Source organism: Nostoc sp. 'Lobaria pulmonaria (5183) cyanobiont' (genome assembly GCF_002949795.1).
In the GTDB taxonomy this organism is placed as follows: domain Bacteria; phylum Cyanobacteriota; class Cyanobacteriia; order Cyanobacteriales; family Nostocaceae; genus Nostoc.
Map to the genome: position 1 here is coordinate 3,426,679 of NZ_CP026692.1, position 17,050 is coordinate 3,443,728.

General features: G+C 42.8%; 24 protein-coding genes and 2 pseudogenes. 13 read left to right on the top strand and 13 right to left on the bottom strand.

Annotated features, from left to right (window positions below; genetic code table 11):
* Positions 1–17: 17 nt before the first annotated feature.
* The 5 genes from NLP_RS14925 to NLP_RS14945 all read right to left on the bottom strand — a co-directional run bounded on the left by NLP_RS14925 (position 18) and on the right by NLP_RS14945 (position 3,940).
* On the bottom strand, positions 18–839 hold the full coding sequence (locus tag NLP_RS14925) for an NADPH-dependent oxidoreductase (RefSeq protein ID WP_104907068.1): 822 nt from the start codon (positions 837–839) through the stop codon (positions 18–20).
* 108 nt (positions 840–947) lie between these two features.
* On the bottom strand, positions 948–2,072 hold the full coding sequence (locus tag NLP_RS14930; RefSeq protein WP_104907069.1) for a sulfonate ABC transporter substrate-binding protein: 1,125 nt from the start codon (positions 2,070–2,072) through the stop codon (positions 948–950).
* A gap of 152 nt (positions 2,073–2,224) precedes the next feature.
* Positions 2,225–2,986, bottom strand: coding sequence for a class II aldolase/adducin family protein (locus NLP_RS14935; protein WP_104907070.1), 762 nt, complete (start codon positions 2,984–2,986; stop codon positions 2,225–2,227).
* On the bottom strand, positions 2,970–3,644 hold the full coding sequence (locus NLP_RS14940; RefSeq protein WP_104907071.1) for a cysteine dioxygenase family protein: 675 nt from the start codon (positions 3,642–3,644) through the stop codon (positions 2,970–2,972). Before NLP_RS14940 ends, NLP_RS14935 begins: the two co-directional genes overlap by 17 nt.
* Positions 3,645–3,733: 89 nt before the next feature.
* Positions 3,734–3,940: an RRXRR domain-containing protein gene (locus NLP_RS14945; RefSeq protein ID WP_104907072.1), complete on the bottom strand. Its 207-nt coding sequence runs from the start codon at positions 3,938–3,940 to the stop codon at positions 3,734–3,736.
* Between the two features lie 532 nt (positions 3,941–4,472).
* Between NLP_RS14945 and NLP_RS14950 the strand changes: the two are divergent.
* Both NLP_RS14950 and NLP_RS36100 read left to right on the top strand, forming a co-directional pair.
* Positions 4,473–4,568: pseudogene (locus NLP_RS14950) on the top strand (transposase-like zinc-binding domain-containing protein); the annotation flags it as partial.
* Positions 4,566–4,652: pseudogene (locus tag NLP_RS36100) on the top strand (IS1 family transposase); the annotation flags it as partial. The pseudogenes NLP_RS14950 and NLP_RS36100, both read left to right, overlap by 3 nt.
* Here the strand turns inward: NLP_RS36100 and NLP_RS34935 are convergent.
* On the bottom strand, positions 4,616–4,768 hold the full coding sequence (locus tag NLP_RS34935) for a hypothetical protein (RefSeq protein WP_325034762.1): 153 nt from the start codon (positions 4,766–4,768) through the stop codon (positions 4,616–4,618). The pseudogene NLP_RS36100 and the gene NLP_RS34935 overlap by 37 nt on opposite strands.
* Here NLP_RS34935 and NLP_RS33180 point away from each other — a divergent pair.
* Positions 4,698–5,039 carry a hypothetical protein gene (locus NLP_RS33180; RefSeq protein ID WP_158680386.1) on the top strand — a complete coding sequence of 114 codons (342 nt, stop codon included), beginning with the start codon at positions 4,698–4,700 and terminating at the stop codon, positions 5,037–5,039. The two genes, NLP_RS34935 and NLP_RS33180, sit on opposite strands and share 71 nt — an antisense overlap.
* A 229-nt stretch (positions 5,040–5,268) precedes the next feature.
* On the opposite strand, the gene NLP_RS14960 is transcribed toward NLP_RS33180, so the two are convergent.
* Positions 5,269–5,547 (bottom strand): prevent-host-death protein, encoded by a 279-nt coding sequence (locus NLP_RS14960; RefSeq protein WP_104907074.1) that lies wholly within the window; start codon positions 5,545–5,547, stop codon positions 5,269–5,271.
* 104 nt (positions 5,548–5,651) lie between these two features.
* On the opposite strand from NLP_RS14960, the gene NLP_RS33185 reads away from it, so the two are divergent.
* Positions 5,652–5,819 carry a hypothetical protein gene (locus NLP_RS33185; protein ID WP_158680387.1) on the top strand — a complete coding sequence of 56 codons (168 nt, stop codon included), beginning with the start codon at positions 5,652–5,654 and terminating at the stop codon, positions 5,817–5,819.
* 11 nt (positions 5,820–5,830) lie between these two features.
* Here NLP_RS33185 and NLP_RS14965 read toward each other — a convergent pair whose 3' ends face one another.
* Positions 5,831–6,481, bottom strand: a complete 651-nt coding sequence (locus tag NLP_RS14965) for a hypothetical protein (protein ID WP_104907075.1) — start codon at positions 6,479–6,481, stop codon at positions 5,831–5,833.
* Positions 6,482–6,588: 107 nt separating this feature from the next.
* Between NLP_RS14965 and NLP_RS14970 the strand changes: the two genes are divergently transcribed.
* A complete protein-coding gene (locus tag NLP_RS14970; RefSeq protein WP_104907076.1) occupies positions 6,589–7,914 on the top strand; it encodes a hemolysin family protein in 1,326 nt (441 codons plus the stop codon).
* 86 nt (positions 7,915–8,000) lie between these two features.
* Here NLP_RS14970 and NLP_RS33190 read toward each other — a convergent pair whose 3' ends face one another.
* Entirely contained in the window at positions 8,001–8,183 is a 183-nt protein-coding gene (locus NLP_RS33190; protein ID WP_158680388.1) for a hypothetical protein, read from the bottom strand.
* Positions 8,184–8,695: 512 nt separating this feature from the next.
* On the opposite strand from NLP_RS33190, the gene NLP_RS14975 reads away from it, so the two are divergent.
* Positions 8,696–9,772: a potassium channel family protein gene (locus NLP_RS14975; RefSeq protein WP_104907077.1), complete on the top strand. Its 1,077-nt coding sequence runs from the start codon at positions 8,696–8,698 to the stop codon at positions 9,770–9,772.
* A 101-nt stretch (positions 9,773–9,873) separates the two neighbouring features.
* On the opposite strand, the gene NLP_RS34940 is transcribed toward NLP_RS14975, so the two are convergent.
* From NLP_RS34940 to NLP_RS34180, 4 genes are read right to left on the bottom strand one after another with little or no spacing between them, the layout of a single operon-like run.
* Positions 9,874–10,068, bottom strand: coding sequence for a hypothetical protein (locus NLP_RS34940; RefSeq protein WP_234017333.1), 195 nt, complete (start codon positions 10,066–10,068; stop codon positions 9,874–9,876).
* Positions 10,065–10,265 carry an NAD(P)H-binding protein gene (locus NLP_RS34945; protein WP_234017334.1) on the bottom strand — a complete coding sequence of 67 codons (201 nt, stop codon included), beginning with the start codon at positions 10,263–10,265 and terminating at the stop codon, positions 10,065–10,067. The genes NLP_RS34940 and NLP_RS34945 overlap by 4 nt, the downstream gene beginning before the upstream one ends.
* Before the next feature lie 20 nt (positions 10,266–10,285).
* Positions 10,286–10,735: a nuclear transport factor 2 family protein gene (locus NLP_RS34175; RefSeq protein WP_199784828.1), complete on the bottom strand. Its 450-nt coding sequence runs from the start codon at positions 10,733–10,735 to the stop codon at positions 10,286–10,288.
* 8 nt (positions 10,736–10,743) lie between these two features.
* Positions 10,744–11,040, bottom strand: a complete 297-nt coding sequence (locus NLP_RS34180) for a hypothetical protein (protein ID WP_199784829.1) — start codon at positions 11,038–11,040, stop codon at positions 10,744–10,746.
* Positions 11,041–11,482: 442 nt separating this feature from the next.
* Here NLP_RS34180 and NLP_RS14995 point away from each other — a divergent pair, with 442 nt between their 5' ends.
* From NLP_RS14995 to NLP_RS15025, 7 genes are all read left to right on the top strand, one after another.
* Positions 11,483–12,574 (top strand): hypothetical protein, encoded by a 1,092-nt coding sequence (locus tag NLP_RS14995; RefSeq protein ID WP_104907078.1) that lies wholly within the window; start codon positions 11,483–11,485, stop codon positions 12,572–12,574.
* Between the two features lie 155 nt (positions 12,575–12,729).
* Complete coding sequence (locus NLP_RS15000; RefSeq protein WP_104907079.1) at positions 12,730–12,924, top strand: hypothetical protein; 195 nt, start codon at positions 12,730–12,732, stop codon at positions 12,922–12,924.
* A 1-nt stretch (position 12,925) separates the two neighbouring features.
* On the top strand, positions 12,926–13,633 hold the full coding sequence (locus tag NLP_RS15005; RefSeq protein WP_104907080.1) for a phage tail protein: 708 nt from the start codon (positions 12,926–12,928) through the stop codon (positions 13,631–13,633).
* Positions 13,630–13,818 carry a hypothetical protein gene (locus tag NLP_RS15010; protein WP_104907081.1) on the top strand — a complete coding sequence of 63 codons (189 nt, stop codon included), beginning with the start codon at positions 13,630–13,632 and terminating at the stop codon, positions 13,816–13,818. The genes NLP_RS15005 and NLP_RS15010 overlap by 4 nt, the downstream gene beginning before the upstream one ends.
* Complete coding sequence (locus NLP_RS15015) at positions 13,808–14,227, top strand: hypothetical protein (protein WP_104907082.1); 420 nt, start codon at positions 13,808–13,810, stop codon at positions 14,225–14,227. Before NLP_RS15010 ends, NLP_RS15015 begins: the two co-directional genes overlap by 11 nt.
* A 33-nt stretch (positions 14,228–14,260) precedes the next feature.
* Positions 14,261–14,809, top strand: a complete 549-nt coding sequence (locus NLP_RS15020) for a CIS tube protein (RefSeq protein ID WP_199784830.1) — start codon at positions 14,261–14,263, stop codon at positions 14,807–14,809.
* A 112-nt stretch (positions 14,810–14,921) separates the two neighbouring features.
* Positions 14,922–16,982, top strand: a complete 2,061-nt coding sequence (locus tag NLP_RS15025; protein WP_158680390.1) for a VgrG-related protein — start codon at positions 14,922–14,924, stop codon at positions 16,980–16,982.
* Positions 16,983–17,050: the final 68 nt, after the last annotated feature.

The following is a 17,050-nucleotide window of genomic DNA, read 5'->3' on the forward strand; positions in this document are numbered from 1 at the left end:
TCTTGATTATTCTTAATTTACAGTAACTTGAAGCCGAGATTATTGAGAGCTTCACGCAAGCGATCGCGTCCTCTCAAAGCCTCAACAGTTGCGATGCGCTGGGCTGAGTGTTCTGACCAATCGCCATCAACATTCATCTTTTGTTCAGTATAGAATTCTTTGATGATGTCGTTGTAGTGAGCGATCGCTTCTTCTTGTTCTGCCAATTTATAGGTTTCACGGTGCAGTATCGCTGACTGGGGCAACCTCGGCTTAATCGCCGCTTCTACTTCCGGATTCGGATAGCCCACACACAATCCAAATACAGCATACACAGAGGAGGGCAAATTCAATATCTCTGCTACCTCTTGCGGGCGGTTCCTGATTCCGCCAATATATACTGTTCCCAAACTGAGTGACTCAGCTGCAACTGCGGCGTTTTGTGCTGCCAATGTTGCATCGATTGTTGCCATCACAAACATTTCCAAATATTCCAGTACATCATGAGATATGCCGCGACTGTCAGCAACGTGACTTAGACGCGCCAAGTCTGCTAACCAAACCAAGAACAAAGGAACCTGCTTAATATGTTCTTGGTTCCCCGCTAGCTTGGATAATTCCTCTTTGCGCTGTTGATCTTCCACTGCTACCACACTCCAGGTTTGCAAATTAGAGGAAGTAGATGCAGATTGGGCGGCTGCAATTAGCAATTCCAGAGTTCCCGGTAGTAGAGGATCGGATAGATAAGACCGAATTGAACGGTGAGATAATAGTGCTGTTAAAGAATCATTCCATTCAATTTCGGGGTTGAAGGGAATTTCACCGTAGCGCGATCGCAGTAATTCTGTAGGATTAGTCATAATCAATTCCAGGATTCAAAATTCAAAAATTGTCAGTTGTTTTATTCCTAACACCAATTTCATTTGTAGGGATGTACAGATGTATCTCCCTACACCCGATTCATTGTACTAATTTAAGTATTTTGGTGAAAATGCAGCGTATTCTTCTTTTGTCAATACTGCATCCTTCACATTTACTTCTTTGGGAATTAGCTTCAATTTATAATATGTATCTGCAACACCTTGTTGTAGATTTATCAGATTGTCGTCAATTGGTACAATCCCAAAAGTCCGCCTGTTAGTTGCTTTTTTCATCGTCTCTAAATCAATTCCTAACACAGGTGCAAGAGTTTTTGCTACTTCTTCTCGATTCTGTTTAGACCATTCTTCGAGATTTTGAATTTCCTCCAGTATTACCTTGACAGTTTGGGGATTCTCAGTGACAAATTTGCGAGTCATCAAATAATATCCTCCCTGTTTATTAATTCCTGTGCCATCAATTAGGACTCTGGCTTTAGTTGCCTCTTGAGCCGCTGCATAAAATGGGTCCCAAATTACCCAAGCATCTACACTTCCTTTCACAAATGCAGCACGGGCATCAGCCGGAGCTAAATATTTCGGTTCAATGTCTGTATATTTTAATCCGGCTTTTTCTAAAGCTTGGACTAATAATAAGTGGGCACTAGATCCTTTTTGAAAGGCAACTCTTTTGCCCTTCAGGTCAGCAACTTTTTGAATTTGTGAATTTTGAGGAACAAGAATTGCTGAACTAGCTGGAGTAGCCGCAATACCAACAACATAAGTTAGTGATGTCCCCGCTGCTTGGGCAAATATTGGCGGTGATTCTCCCACAGGGCCGATGTCAATGCTACCCACATTCATCGCTTCTAGTAGTTGCGGCCCCGCTTGAAATTCAGTCCACTGTACAGTGATACCTTCTGGTGCTAAACGCTTTTCTAAAACACCTTTAGTTCTCAGCAAAACGGTCGTTTTTTGATAGCCAAATCTGACCACTGTTGCTTTACTGTCAGCAGAATTACCCTGAGATGTGGTACTGGGATTAGGTGCATTAACAGTCGGTGTCGATGAACAAGCAGCAAATAGCAAGCTCAGACAAAGACCTGTAACAAAAGCCCCCACTATTGGTAAAGGAGAAGAAAAGAATAATTTATGTTGGTTGTTAAAGGGGATATTCCTGAATTTTATCAACGATATCCACTTGGCAATAAAACGACTAAAGATTTGATTAATCATCAAAATGATTCTTGTGAACTATAGTAGTACTATAAACCTATAGGTTTATCGGAGTATATAAATAAATTTAGGTTTAATTGACATCAAAATAGCGGGAAGTAGGTTAACTGGAAACTTTCCCGCCTATTATGCCAATGCCAAAAAACACAGCACTAATTTAACAAATCAGGTTCTTCACGCACAATCCGGTCGTAAAGGGGCTGGAAACTGAACCACCCACTTACATGTGACCCCACTTGAGTTTGTGTTAAACGGGCTGTTTCGTGTTTGATCGTAGTCGGTCTACCCGCAGCTTCAGCTAGTAGTTGGGCTTGGCACGATCGCTCTAAGCTAATGTACCAAAAGGCAGCTTCATCTACCGTATGTCCCACAGTTAAAATGCTATGGTTACGCAGAATTACGGCTTTATTTGACCCCAAGGCTTGCGCCAGTCGCAGACCTTCAGAGGTTTCTAAAACCACCCCTGTGAAATCGTCAAATAGCGCATGGTCTTCGTAAAAAGCACAGGAATCTTGAGTCAAGGGGTCAAGGAGACGACCTAAACTAGACCAGGCTTTACCATAAAGTGAATGGGCGTGAGCTGCTGCAATTACATCAGGTCGAGCTTCATGAATCTGAGAATGGATGGCGAAAGCAGCTTGATTTACTTCAGCATCACCTTTAACCACCTCACCTTCTCTATTAACCAAGATCAGGTCAGAAACTCGGATATGACCGAAGTATGTTCCTAATGGATTGACCCAGAAATGGTCTGTAAACTCCGGATCACGAGCTGTAAGATGGCCTGCGATTCCCTCGCTGAACCCAAACTTACCAAACAGGCGAAAGGCAGCGGCGAGGCGTTGCTTACGGTGCAGGCGTTCGTCTTCAACTTGCTCGAATACTGGGGGTTGTGGTCTATCGTACTTGGGCATGTTCTTTTTCCTCTTCCTCTTTACAGGGAGCGTTGGAATATCCAGAGCGAAAGGATTTGACACTGTGAGATTCTGGGATGAACTGGTGACGTAAAATGCAACCAGTATCATTACCTAAGATATGGATGGATACAGATGCGCTCTGGGATGTGGTTTTGACGGCGTGGATATCACCATCTGGGGGTAAGAGGCGGTAGATATCCCCTGGTTGAAGCCATCGCACTTCAGTTACTCGTAATTGTGCGTGTCCTTCGGCATCGCCATTATCTACACGGCGATAGACTGTTTCTTCTTGATTACCTTTGTATAAACCAATCAATCCCCAGGCTAAATGGTCGTGGACGGGAGTTGTGGAACCTGGGGGAATCACCAAACTGAATACTGACAGGGAACGGTCTTTGGTACGATAAAGCAGCCATTGACCAATACCACCACCCATCCGGCTTTCGGGATTGACTTGGGCAAACTTTTCCGGTAGCCATTGCTGTTGGGCAAGGAGTTCTTGAAAATAGGGTTCTAGTCTAGCGAGAGTTTGTGTGCGATCGTCAACAGTGCTAGCGCTAATTTCTCGCACTGTTGCTACAAAGGATCGTAGTTCCTGGCTCTCAATAAACCATTGGTCTTCTGGTAACGGTTCTAAAATAGTGTGGTTCGTCATCTATATTCCTCTGTTTAGGAGGCGACTAAGATTAACTAATTACTAATTCGTAATTCGTAATTCGTAATTCGTAATTCGTAATTAAGAATTCAATTACGATTTATTTTAATACCAGGATGAATTTTAAAGCCAAGTTGCTCAAGTTTTAAATGAGAAAGGGACTCCTTCAGAATGATAGTAAAAGGATACCTCTGGAATACAGTAGCTTTACCTTGTGACAATAGTAGCCTAGCATGGCTGATGCGTACTGGATATAACGGTTGTTTGTTGACATCGAGAATGAATACTTTAGTCATGTAATTTGGAATTTTAGATTTGCGATCGTCAGATTGGGTAGTGGGGATTGGGAGAATTCCCTGACTGAGTTAGGGAATAAAAAAATTATTCTCTTCTGCCCCTGCTCCCGTTCGGCTACGCTCAGGGCAAGGTTGCCCCTCTGCCCCTACTTAGCCGTGGGACAAATAGTCTTATTAGAGAAAAGATAAGAATGAGAGTCTAGATACTAACTCCAGCACTCTCGTCTTTACTACTATTTAGGAATTTCCAAGGAATAAATCATCCAATTTTGTGGGGTGTCTCACAATCATTTGTAGTTGAATATTTTTATTGGGAAGTTTCTTAACTGTGATGTTAGCTCCCTTAAATAAGTACGGTAAGTTGGTCGAATAACCGTCGAATTTCTACAAGCAGAAATTATCACATCCAAATTTAAAAAGCAAGTCGATTGTCATAGTTATCGGTGGGAGCAACGTGAATATGACATGATGACCCCGATCGCATACCTGCATCGGCGTTGCATAATAGAGGGATGAATTAGGATTTACTACTGTGCATTGTCCATACTGCAAATCTACGGATATCAGAAAAAATGGTAAACGAAGAGGTAAACAAAATCACATTTGTGTCAGTTGTGGTCGATGGTATTCCAAGTCAGTAGATATGCTTAAATTCTCAATCCGCTTGTTACTTCACTATTTAAAGTATAGAGAAATACTCGTGATTAACTGATTCATCCCGCATTTATGCAACGCCACTTTTTTCTCATCACCAAAAATGCAAATTTTCTTTTTGTTAACTGTTGGTATGCCAGTACCAGTTAAGATCCCAGGACGTACTACAACTATTGCTTTGCAAAAGATGGGGTTGAATATGGCGCGATCGCACGCTCATCAATATTTATACGTGGGTGATCGCATTCCTTTTTACACTGTCACTACAAGAGCTTGGAAGATGATGCGATCGCACGCTCATAAACTTTCATACATAAGCGATTGCATTCTTTTTAAAACCGTCCTTACAAGATTAGCGATCGCACTGTCCAAGAAATTTAAAATAGTTGATGTCAACATCTTTCATAAACCTATACTGCGTGAGATCGCATTTAAATTTAAGTGAGTATTTTTTTGGTGAGTGATGGGAATTGTTTTGGAATTTTTATCTTTCAGGAATTCTTGAAACCATTTTTGTACTCTGGCATTTGGTTTTGACGCTAACCCGTAAGCGATTTCTTCTAGGGTAATCACACTCAAGGAGATTGATGAAACCTGTGTACTCCACGCTAACACTCCTGGATTGGGTTGGGGGCGTGCTAGTTCGCTGATAATATTAGTGTCACAGAGAAATGTCACGGTAGGCTATCAACAAAAGGATTAAAACGATCTTCGCGATCGGGTATTTCAATGGTGTAGTTTTCCTCTGCACAAAGCTGACGCAATTGGGTAAAGGCATCTGCAAGAGAACGTTGGCGCTGCTGTTGCTGCCAAGCTAAGAATTCCTGAAATATTTCAATTTCTATAACGGCTGCTACCACTTTGTCTTGGTTGTAAATCAGTTGTGGTTCTGCAACTGCGGCATCAATTACTTCAGAAAATTTTTGCTGCGCTTCTTCTATTTTCCAATTCATAGGGTTCTGTTTCGGCTCACATATAATACGCAAAGGCTTTTTACTCAAATTGTAAGTTATCGATATGTGGCGATGGCTTTGAGGTCAGGTTGAATCAGTAAATAATGGCGCGATCGCACGCTTATCAATATTTCTACGTAAGCGATCGTATTCCTTTTTACAATGTCACAACAAGAGCTTGTCAGATGACGCGATGTCTACGACGGGCTACGCCTACGCACCAAATCAAACCTCCATACATGAGCGATCGCATTTTGAGTGAGAATGGATAGTGTGTTAATATTCATCCGAACATGATATTAGGCGATCGCATTACCTTTTTACACATTCCCCGATTCATGCGGTTGTGAAAACCCCACTCTTGATAAACTAGGCTGCGCTGCCTTATTTGGTCAGCAATTTGATGCAACAAGTTTGTCTCTTCTGTTGGTAAGACGATATTATCCCAAGTCGCTTTGGGGTCGAGGCGTTGAGCTAAAGTATCTAACTGCGGACGAGTACTAGCAAGACAAGCCGACCATAAACGATTTTGGATTTCAGAGTTGGGTGTTTCAGTTAGCACTTGTTGGGAAATCTGCTCAATCTTGACTAAATTGAGGTTAAACTGACTCGCCAGAAGTTGCGGATTACTATCTGCGACTGCTCCTAACGCCTCAGTCCAAGTTACTTTTTGTTCCGTGGGTGTTGGCTTTTCAACATCTACGACAATTGTCGGCAGACCTAAGTTTTGCCTAACTTCACGAGTGCTAAGGAAAAGTAGACCACCACTGCGGGTAAGAAACCGATGCAAGGGAAGTGCTTGTCCTTCTGTAGTCGGTTTAGTGTCAATTTCTTGGGCATCTAAATACAGCGCCAGCGGCAATAGCAAGCTTTCCCGATGCCACAAACGACCAACTGTCTCTAACTCTCCCGCCTGAGTGGGCAATAATTCCACTGGCAAACGATAGACATATTTATCTAGTTGGGCGGCAAATAGGTAGCAATTAGCGTTGACAAAATAATCGCGGTAGTAATTAGGATCAAAGGCTACAATAGATAGTCATGAACAGTCCATTGACTTGGCTTACTGCGGGCAAATTGCTATCGGTGATTTTCTTGGTGCTAGCCAACGGGTTCTTTGTCGCAGCTGAATTTGCCTTGGTTGCGCTTCGTCGTAGTCGTGTCGAGCAGTTGGTTCTCCAAGCTCATCCCCGTGCAAAAGCTTTACAACGGGCAGTAAATAACTTGGATGCTTATCTAGCAGCGACCCAACTTGGTGTTACCATAGCCTCTTTGGGCTTAGGTTGGCTTGGAGAACCAGCGATTGCAGTACTGGTCGAACCCGCTTTCCACTGGCTGCCAAAATCTTTATCGCAAACTAGCGCCCATACGTTATCAGTAGTGATTGCCTTTACAATCATTACGTCTCTCCACATCGTCTTAGGAGAATTGGCTCCAAAAAGTTTAGCGCTCCAGCGCACGGAAAGAACAGCCTTCGCGGTTATAAATCTCTTAGAACTATACTTAGTGATATTTCGCCCTGCTGTCCAAGCTTTGAATAGTTTAGGAAATTTCGTTCTTAAGCTTATAGGCTTGGAACCAGGAAGTAGCGAAGAATTGCTTCATTCGACTGAAGAATTGAAACTTTTAGTGGCAGCTAGCCATGAAGCGGGTCTGTTGGGAGAAGCCGAACAAGACGTAGTAGAGCGAGTGTTTAGCATTGGCAACAGACAAGTCAGTGCATTTATGACACCACGCACAGAGATGGTTTGGCTTGATATTGATGAACCATTGTCAAAAATCCGCAGCCAAGTCATTGAAAGTATTCATTCATTTTTCCCAGTTGCTCAACAGAGCATTGATAACTTATTAGGTATTGTGCAAACCAAAGAATTTTTAGCCCAAAATCCAACCGAAGCCATTGAATTGCAAGCTTTACTAAAGCCACTTTTATATGTGCCAGAAAGCATTAAGGCTTTGAACCTTTTAGAGTTATTTAAGAAATCTGGGACTCACCTAGCTTTAATCGTAGATGAATATGGCGTGACACAAGGGCTGGTGACAATCACTGATATTGTGGAAGCGATAGTAGGTGATATCCCAACCAGTGAAGAACTAGCTGATCCCGATATAGTGCAACGTGAAGATGGGTCTTGGTTGTTAGATGGACTGTTGCCAATTGATGAGTTGAAAGAAATTTTAGACATCAGAAAGTTGTTACCAGGGGCAGGTGTCAACTATCAAACTTTGGGGGGATTTGTCGTCAACCAACTAGGGCATATTCCCTTGGTGGCTGAACATTTTGAGTGGGCGGGACTACGCTTTGAAATAGTTAGTATGGATGGAAACAGGGTAGATAAAGTGTTGGTTGTGCCAATGCACACTTAAAAAGACAAGTGAGGCACAATAGATAAAGGTAGAATGGCACTAAGTTATGAAATTGGTAAATCATAAAATTCTTGGTTGGGATTCTTTTATCCCAATGCTGGGTCGAAGGTACTACCATTACGATTGTTTTCAGTCCTACCCATAAGTCTAGCTGATAAAGTCCAGGAATCTGCGACACAGGTACGGTGTAAACTGTACGTTTCGGTGTATGCCTCCATCACAACCTCTGCCTTAGAAGTCCACCAACGGGAGATCGTTTTCGGGAGCAATGCTCTAACAGTGAGATGGGGAGGCAGTTCTTAGGCAGGGGGAGAGAAATAAATAAGTGTATTTTGAGCTATTTTAGTAGTAAAAATTACCAAAAGTTTCTCTTTACTCCCCTTGCTCATTTCACGATGATCTCAGTTTGAGAGCGTTGCTCCCCGATAACTGTTATGGCATAGATACGTTATATGGTGCAATGTGGTATCACTTAATACTCAAGCACAGACCTTTAACAGCAGCATTTGCAAAAACCTTGATTCAACAGGTAATCGCTGGAATTGAGTGAGAGCGCATTATCTTGCTGACAAGGTACAGCGAAGCGATGTTAAAGGTGGGCTGCGCCTTGTCAGTTACTCATCTGTTCACTGTTCAATAGGGAAGAGAAAGCTGTAGTGCTTATTGTACATAGTTTAGAGCTTTTCAAGCCTGCCATTTGAGTCAGAATCTTCCAAAATCTGGCTATGCATAGTTTACAATTTTTGTCAAAGGTAAAAGTTCCGACTCAGGCAATCAAACGATGGCGATATGTGAGGCAAGCATCGGTATCTTAATCATTGTGATTGTGTCGTTTGATGTGTTTCAGGTGGTGATCGTTCCTCGTCGTTCGCCGCGCACGTTTAGGATTTCATCTCTGCTGATCAGATTATTTTGGTTGCCGTGGCGAAAACTAAGTTTGCACGCCGGCAAGCGGCAGGAGTATTTATTGGGAATATTTGCGCCGTTGTCATTAATGCTGCTGCTCACGGTTTGGGTGATTGTATTGATTTTTGGATACGGACTGATCCTGTACGCTCTGCAAGACTCCATCCAACCTGCGATTCGAGATTTTGGTAGTGCCCTTTACGTAGCAGGAACCTCGCTATTCACCCTTGGATTTGGTGATTTTGTCTCCGTAGGGATTGCACGGGTGGTGATGCTGGCGGCAGCAGGATCGGGATTGGCAGTGATGTCGCTTGTGATCGCGTTTTTATTCTCACTCTACAGTTCTTTACAGCATCGGGAAGTTTTTGTCAATCTCGTCGAGGCCCGGGCTGGCAGTCCTCCATCGGGGGTGACGTTGTTGGAAACTTATGCTCGGTTAAAGATTCTTGACCAACTGCCTGGTGACATTGGGGATTGGGAAGTTTGGGCAGCCGAAATTTTGGAGAGCCATCGCGCGTATCCGATTCTGTCGTTTTTTCGCTCGACTCTGGAAGATGATTCCTGGATTAGTACACTCGGTGCAATGCTCGACGCTTGTACGCTGTTGCTTACTACCGTGCAAACTGAGCATAGCGGTCGAGCGTATTTGATGCACCGAATGGGCTGTCGTATTGTTCTGGATCTGCATCAGTTGTTTCAACTTCCCAAAGCCGGCATACTCGAAGTTGATCGCGAACAATTTGAGCAGTCACGGGCAAGTTTAGCAGAGGCGGGTTTTGTGCTAAAGGATGCAGAATCGGCCTGGCAAAAGTTTTTGGAGATGCACTCCGCTTACAGCAGCTTACTCAACACGTTAGTTGAATACTTCGCCACCAAACCGCCCTTATGGACTGATCATTCTTTCCCCGCACCTCATCCGCTTGCTCGCCGATTTCGCCAGAAAACGGACTGATGATCGCCTTGCTCAACCTCAAGTCACTGATTCGTAGACTTGATAGCTATCTCGAACCTGGAGCGAGTGCAGCAGGGGAGCAGAGGTATTGATAATGGCATTCAGCAGATGTTTGGCAGTAGTTTATGTTTTGCAAACTGCTCAAACGTTGTTGGTGTGAGTGCTTCAGGTGTTCGGACTGTAGCGTAAACCCCGTCAGGATTGCCAAGAGCGCGGAACAGATTTCCTAGCTCTCGTTGTACATCAGGTGTCGCTCCTGTCGATGCAAGGTGCTGCTGTATTGATTCAATAGTCACCTGAACATACTTGATACCTCGATCAACCCTTGAGTATCATCGCTGCTGACTGGCTTCACCGTCGCACCTTGAGCCACTAAATCAGCCAACTTCTCTGGATGTCGTGCCAGAAGAACAGTTTCGGCTCCAGCCTGGATAATTTTCTCTGCGATGCGTCGTCCAATCTTGCCGGATGCGGCTGCAATCACAATTCTCATATTTTTTCTCTTTGGGTGCGTTATTCTGCATTGTCTGGATTGAAAGATTGACACAAATTTTGTGCGTTACCGAACGCATTAAGAGCGGGCATCGGGTTCCAGTATTCACGGTAGTGGACGATCAAGCCGTCCCTGGTTTCCAGTCGCATCACATAATCTAAGGATTGACCCGGCAATGGGGCGCTACTAATCTCACGCAACACTTTTAGACGTTGTTCGGTCGCAGCGATCGCGTTCCCATCAAGAATTTTGACTCGATAACCTGGTAGCAAATCAGGTACGGGAGCGTTGAGATGCCGAATCGTCGCTTCCATTTGTTCTGCAACTTCTCTGACTAACTCCCCACTTGTAATCGGTTCAATGCCATTGATTTTGTTATAGACTAAGGTCACTGAAACACTTATTTCTTCAGAGGATGCTTGGTGGGCTGCATGTACTGATGGGTGAACTCCACAGACGACAAGGCTCATTAAATTTACTACTGTGGAGAATAATAATTCACGGGTGTACTGAGTTTTTGCACTCCGAACAAAAATAGTTCATCCAGGGTTTCGGGACACAGTGCTTTCTCTAAAAGCCCGCGAACCATCACTGATACTGGACTCTTTTTTACAAACCGCTCAAATACCTGCCCTAACAACATTTTTTCTCCACCCAACAGATTTGCACCTCTTTTTACCAAACTACAAATCTGCCCATCACACAACACCTTGAAAGGGCTAGTTCTATTTTTGACCGAGGAGCAAAAACTCCGTGGAGGGCGATCGCTCTTCATCAAATCTCATTATTTCTACGTATTAATACTGTCTAATATATAAATAATGTGTGTTTTCTACTGAGAAATCGGATTAGCGATCGCACCTTTTTTAGCCGACCTCACAAAATCGCATTGCTCCCTCCTTTAGTTCTGCAATATCATTTTCCTTCTTTATGTGAGGAAATCAAATCAGACTTCTGTCTGATCTCTTCTGCTTTAAACTTCCCTTATATAGAGTTATATAGTCTATATCTAAGTAGTTGTTTAAAAGTATGACTCTTTGTTTTCTGTGTTTCTCCCTCTATTCCAATTTGAGATTATCTTCTTTTAACGTTGTGCTAATTGGATAGGCACTCACAAGGCTGCAAAACCGACCAATATTTTTTAGACGACAAGTCTAGAAAATAAATGTTTATTGATGTTTTAACCTATACACTTAATCATTATGAGACAGCACTCTATGCAGAATCCATCCAACGATCTTAACCCTTCAGAGCAAAAGTTACGGGAGGCACTCGAACAGGTAGAAGTGAGCGAGCGCATATCGCCCCAACCTGAATGGATGGGGACTCACTCAGTCAAAACTCCATTGGTCAGACCTTCTCAGATTGCAATAAATACTGACATCAACGCAGAAGCATTGTCAGCACAAATTTCTGAAGATGTGACGATCCTGCAAGTCGCAAGTCCTTTTCCAAAAGCAGAAGCAGGAAATGACAATACCATTTTGCAAGGACTACCGAACCCAAGCCCCCAAGACTATCCTTTTTCAGTAGTATTAGTCGATCATGTATCTCTCTCACCCCAAAAACCTGGAGTGGTAGAACGGATAGGTTCTTCATCCCAACCTACCCAAACTGTTGAACCAGTAAGCCTTACACCAAATCTCATTGCTCAATTTTCCTTAGAGAATGATTCTAAAAATCTTAATACTGCTGGGGTTGCTGTAATTCAAAACCATGACAACACCATTGTCCAATACTCGGACTCAGCCATTCATAATCCAGCAGATCGAACGGTTTATCAAGCAATGCGGCCATTGTCTACCGAGCTTGATCAAACGGTTTTCCAATTAAGGATGCCACAATCTTCAGTGTTGATGCCTGCGGAGATTGTATCAAAAAATCGGGCGCATGTTCAACTATTCCATCCAAGTATTTTTCGGGATATCTTTCGGACATCAAGCTCGTTTACCTCGCGCTTTATAAGTTTCACAGGGCAATTTTTTGATTCAATCTGGAGGAAGATTGACCTAAAGCAACTACAATCTCGTTTTCATCTAGGCAGGGAGCAAGCTGTGGTGAAGACTTTAGAACAGGCATCTTCAAGCCGCATCAATCGTTCTACTCATAACGTGATGGTTTCAGAAGAGCCGCCTAGCCCGGAACAGTATCAGAAAAAACTGCGGGAGTTGGATCTTTGTCGACTTTCTTTTGCCAAAGAGCTGGCTAGAAATGGTAAATTTCGCAATGCGCGAGCTCTGGCTGAACAAATTTCTGAGACAAGCCACTTTTTTAAGGATGCCCAGATGCTGATTCAAAGTTGGAAGTAATTTTAAGGAACTACCTTTTGGGATTTGAAACCCGACGTTTGTCTGTTTTCATGCTTCATTACCCACCCTATTATGGACTTACGCACATTCTAGCGTAGCGGTCGTCTGAGCTTGTCCTTGGGAAGTTAACGCCCATCAATGATTCGGTGATGTCCATGTCCCAAAACTCTAGTCATACAAACTTAACCCACACAGATTTTGAGTATAACCGTCTGGCACAGTCAGCTCAACAATATCTCAACAATCCGATGCTAATGCATCAATTATGCGATCGCGTTTACGAACAACTCAACGCAGATATCAAAATTCAAAAAGAAAGAATCGGTAACTCTAGTACAGGAAGACAATAAAATGGCTGCACCAAAACCCAGTAATCGAGGTGGACAAAAACCTAGTAATTCAAGTAGTCAAAAACCCAGTAATCGAGGTGGACAAAAACCTAGTAATTCAAGTAGTCAAAAATCCAGTAATCGAGGTGGACAAAAACCTAGTAATTCAAGTAGTCAAAAACCCAGTAATCGAGGTGGACAAAAACCTAGTAATTTAAGTAGTCAAAAATCCAATTCTAACGTTGAGAACTACGTCACAACCAACCGATTCTATATAGAAATTGAAGAAAATACAGTTGCCTCATTCTCGGAATGTTCGGGTATCAGTATTGACGTAGAAAAAGAGGTATATCAAGAGGGTGGCGTAAACGATCAGCAAAGAATTAGCTTAGGACACACTCGTTTTTCAGATATCACACTAAAGCGGGGCACAACCGACGACAATACCTTTTCACAGTGGTTAAGCGAATTATTTGAGCAAACAACGCAACGACGCAACGTTAATATTGTTACCTATAACCAAGCTGGGGATATCATGAAGAGCTGGTGCCTAATTGGTGCCATTCCAGTGGGGTGGAAACTCCCTAGTTTAGAGGCTAATGGCAATACGGTTGCAGTTGAAGAATTAACTTTAGCCTTTGAGGGTTTAAAAATTAGTAAGCAGTCCGCTGGTGGCGATGCAGTCTCTAGGGATGCGAAGGGATATTTTGCTGAGAGCGCCTGGGAATGAACGTAAATTGGAAGTCCCTTAACCTCCTTATTGAGTCCAAATCGTCAAAGCGATCTAACGGCGCTTCTGACGATGGTGTTGATAACCTATTGCGGCAGCTCAATTGGAGTAATGCGGCGAAGACATCAACCCATCTATCGACACAACAGTCTAGTATTCGAGACTTACTGGCTTATGATAAATGATCGCCATGACCAACGTGCTAAAGCTCTGTCGCCAACCCAAGACTTGACCCAGCAGGAAGGTAAGCTTCCACCAGGTACTTTTGCACCCCAAAACCCCAGACTTGAGGAAGTCCTAACTCCAACCGTCAATACTGTTCAGCAAGCAGCAAAAGATTTAGAATTACTTGCACAGATTGTTTGCGATCGCATCAGTCCGCATCTAAATTCTCAGATGGAACGTAGAGGCTTTCATCAAAGCAACCGAATCTTTTCACACCAAACGATTGCAACCGCTCAAATTTCCTCAAAATCTGAACAGGCAGCAGATGTACTAGAACGGCTGACCCAGGAAATCGAGCAGCTTTTGCACCACCGTCTAATCTATAAGCGCGAGCGATGGGGACGGTCTGGAGGCTGTTTACCCTGGTAATTTTAATACATTTAAAAGGTTGAGAAAAACGCAATGCAACTTGTAAAAGCAAAACTGATAGTGCATAGCGACCCCAGCGGGCAGGCCAAAGATATTGAGTTCATGTTTAATCCGTCAGAACTTGATTTTACTCGTCAAGTAATTTGGCATAGTGATATAGGTCAGCGGGGAAGCACGTTATTGCCAAAAGTTAATTTTTCTGGAGTAGAACCCTATTCGTTTACATTACAAAATTTGTTATTTGATACTTATGAAAAAAAGACATCTGTTCTTAAGGAATATATTGACAATATTAAAAAGGGTGCTACGAGCCGTTGCACTACTCTTACTCGTCCGCCAGTCTATATTTTGACCTGGCAAGATAGCTATTTTCACTGTGTTATGACGAGTTTGAACTATCGACTCACTTTATTTTTAGCTGATGGTACCCCGGTTAAAGCGCTCGTTAATATTGCGCTCCGAGAAGTCGATCCTGAAGATATGTCGGGGGGCAAATCACCTGGGTCAAAAAAACCACCTGGGTCGAAAAATCCACCTGGGTCGAAAAATCCACCCTCGCCGAAGCCAAGGCCGAAGCGGTAAAAGACTTCACTAAATTTTAAAACTTGCTGAAGGTTATATCAATCCAGGAATCTATTCTACCTATTAAGAGAACAAACTCTAAATCACCTAACAACACTGAGAGTATTTGCCAATGCCTGCCATACCTAACTCTTCCAAACCTCGGTCTGCCAAACCTAATTCTGCCAAACCTAACTCTGGCAAAAATAATAGTGAAAACCTTTATTTAAACAAGCCTATACTTAAACTGAGTGGAGCGTCGGCACCAAAGGAACTAGTAGACGACATTCTGGAAATTGTTGTGGATGAAAGCTTACATATGCCAAGTATGTTTGTCATGAAAATCCATAATGTGTATGTTGCTGCGAGCGAGGACAGCAAGCCTTGGAAAAACGAAAATTACTTTAATATTGGCGATCAAATTACAATTGGATTTGGGGCTGGTACGACAGAAGATATTGAATTTGATGTGGTTGAAATAGAGGAGCGGTTAATTGAGGGCGAAATTACAGGTATTGAAGTCAAATTTGTCGCTCCATCTACAGCCCATATTATTGTGCGCGGCTATGATGTTTCCCATCGACTGCATCGGGGTCGCTACAACCGATCTTTCTTAAACTGTACGGATACCGATATTGTACGAAAGGTTGCTCAAGAAGCAAAGATTAAAATTGGTCAATTGGATGCCAGTGGTGTCTCCCATGATTATGTTTTTCAAGAAAATCAAACCAATATGGAGTTTCTGCGGGAGCGAGCCGCAAGAATAGGGTTTGAACTCTTTGTTCAAGACAATAAGATTCACTTTCGCAAGCCCAAACGTGAAGGCTCTATCAACTTGGAGTGGCTTCATAATCTTATGAGCTTTGATGTAAGAGTTACCAGTGCTGAACAAGTTAGTTCGGTTCAGGTTAATAGCTGGGATTATAGTAATAAAAAGTTGATCGCAGGAACCGCCTCAAAGGAACAGTTGGTTACGGTGACGGGAAATGGTGACGGGAGCAGCATCAGTAATAAGTTTAAAATGCAACAACCTCCTAAAATGATTGTGGTAGATCAACCTGTAGATACTCTAAAAGAAGCAGAACAGATGGCTCAGGCTCTTTGTAATGAGCTAGGCGGAGAGTTTGTGACTGCTGATGCCAAAGCTATGGGAAACCCTATAATTCGACCGGGCAAAGTGGTTACACTTGAAAATATGGGAACTCGCTATAGTGGTGATTACTATGTCACAGAAACTTGTCACCACTACATACATGGGAATTATACAACTGGTTTTACAGTTCGAGGGCTAAGAGAAGGTAGCTTACTTTCTACATTGCCTCCCAAGACTCATCTGCAACCTGGTCAAACTCTATTAGTGGGTCTGGTGACTAAGAATAACGATCCAAAAGGTTTGGGTCGCGTTAAAGTAAAATTCCCCACTTTGACTATGAGTCATGAAAGCAATTGGGCTAGGGTTGTAGGTTTAGGGGCAGCTGATAAAAGAGGATTTTATTGCTTACCAGAAATTGATGATGAAGTGCTTGTCGGTTTTGAACACGGTGATATTCATCGACCCTATATAGTAGGGGGTGTCTGGAATGGCAAGGACAAAACGGTTGAAACTGTTGCTAATACTGTTAAGAACCGCAAAGTGAGAGTACGCACTATTAAAACTCGTACAGGACATACAATTCAATTTGTCGAGGAAGATGATAAAAGTTCCAAAGCAGGAATCTATATTAAAACTAAGAGCGGACATCGTATCGACATCAACGATAGTCAAAAATTTATAGAAATTAAAACTGCTGGTAGGCATAGCATCCGTATGGATGATAAACCTAGATCGAAAAAGATCGAAATTAAAACGTCAGGTAGAAATCAAGTGATTTTAAATGATACACAATCTATTGTTAGCGTTAGAACTAGAATGAGACAACAGCTAACCTTTGTTGATACTGGAATGACGGTTATGCTTAGAACCACAGGGACGATTAATGTAAATGCTGGTCCCCTTATCAATGTCAATGCAGTGGGCGCAATTTCATTAAAAGGTGCATCAATTAATATGATGGCACCTACAATCACTATGATAGGAGCTGTGACAACAACAGGACCTTTTACAGTTGTTGGACCTGCGACAATGGGACCTGCTGTTACGATGACTGGGGCAGTCACTGCTAACAGCGCACCGGTTATGGTTGTACCAGTCTAAGAAGACTATTGCCTGCAATCTAAAATCCTAGAATTGTATGAAACACCAGCGGGGAAGTATAAATCTTT

What these genes read in the sequence shown, in the direction of transcription:
- NLP_RS14930 (WP_104907069.1), bottom strand. Translation starts at nt 2,072, where the DNA reads ATGATTAATCAAATCTTTAGTCGTTTTATTGCCAAGTGGATATCGTTG.
- NLP_RS15025 (WP_158680390.1), top strand. Translation starts at nt 14,922, where the DNA reads ATGCCTGCCATACCTAACTCTTCCAAACCTCGGTCTGCCAAACCTAAT.
- NLP_RS34175 (WP_199784828.1), bottom strand. Translation starts at nt 10,735, where the DNA reads ATGAGCCTTGTCGTCTGTGGAGTTCACCCATCAGTACATGCAGCCCAC.
- NLP_RS15015 (WP_104907082.1), top strand. Translation starts at nt 13,808, where the DNA reads ATGATAAATGATCGCCATGACCAACGTGCTAAAGCTCTGTCGCCAACC.
- NLP_RS33180 (WP_158680386.1), top strand. Translation starts at nt 4,698, where the DNA reads ATGCAAATTTTCTTTTTGTTAACTGTTGGTATGCCAGTACCAGTTAAG.
- NLP_RS14975 (WP_104907077.1), top strand. Translation starts at nt 8,696, where the DNA reads ATGGCGATATGTGAGGCAAGCATCGGTATCTTAATCATTGTGATTGTG.
- NLP_RS15005 (WP_104907080.1), top strand. Translation starts at nt 12,926, where the DNA reads ATGGCTGCACCAAAACCCAGTAATCGAGGTGGACAAAAACCTAGTAAT.
- NLP_RS15010 (WP_104907081.1), top strand. Translation starts at nt 13,630, where the DNA reads ATGAACGTAAATTGGAAGTCCCTTAACCTCCTTATTGAGTCCAAATCG.
- NLP_RS14945 (WP_104907072.1), bottom strand. Translation starts at nt 3,940, where the DNA reads ATGACTAAAGTATTCATTCTCGATGTCAACAAACAACCGTTATATCCA.
- NLP_RS14970 (WP_104907076.1), top strand. Translation starts at nt 6,589, where the DNA reads ATGAACAGTCCATTGACTTGGCTTACTGCGGGCAAATTGCTATCGGTG.
- NLP_RS33185 (WP_158680387.1), top strand. Translation starts at nt 5,652, where the DNA reads ATGGCGCGATCGCACGCTTATCAATATTTCTACGTAAGCGATCGTATT.
- NLP_RS34945 (WP_234017334.1), bottom strand. Translation starts at nt 10,265, where the DNA reads ATGAGAATTGTGATTGCAGCCGCATCCGGCAAGATTGGACGACGCATC.
- NLP_RS14960 (WP_104907074.1), bottom strand. Translation starts at nt 5,547, where the DNA reads ATGAATTGGAAAATAGAAGAAGCGCAGCAAAAATTTTCTGAAGTAATT.
- NLP_RS34180 (WP_199784829.1), bottom strand. Translation starts at nt 11,040, where the DNA reads ATGAAGAGCGATCGCCCTCCACGGAGTTTTTGCTCCTCGGTCAAAAAT.
- NLP_RS14925 (WP_104907068.1), bottom strand. Translation starts at nt 839, where the DNA reads ATGACTAATCCTACAGAATTACTGCGATCGCGCTACGGTGAAATTCCC.
- NLP_RS15000 (WP_104907079.1), top strand. Translation starts at nt 12,730, where the DNA reads ATGTCCCAAAACTCTAGTCATACAAACTTAACCCACACAGATTTTGAG.
- NLP_RS14995 (WP_104907078.1), top strand. Translation starts at nt 11,483, where the DNA reads ATGCAGAATCCATCCAACGATCTTAACCCTTCAGAGCAAAAGTTACGG.
- NLP_RS15020 (WP_199784830.1), top strand. Translation starts at nt 14,261, where the DNA reads ATGCAACTTGTAAAAGCAAAACTGATAGTGCATAGCGACCCCAGCGGG.
- NLP_RS14940 (WP_104907071.1), bottom strand. Translation starts at nt 3,644, where the DNA reads ATGACGAACCACACTATTTTAGAACCGTTACCAGAAGACCAATGGTTT.
- NLP_RS14935 (WP_104907070.1), bottom strand. Translation starts at nt 2,986, where the DNA reads ATGCCCAAGTACGATAGACCACAACCCCCAGTATTCGAGCAAGTTGAA.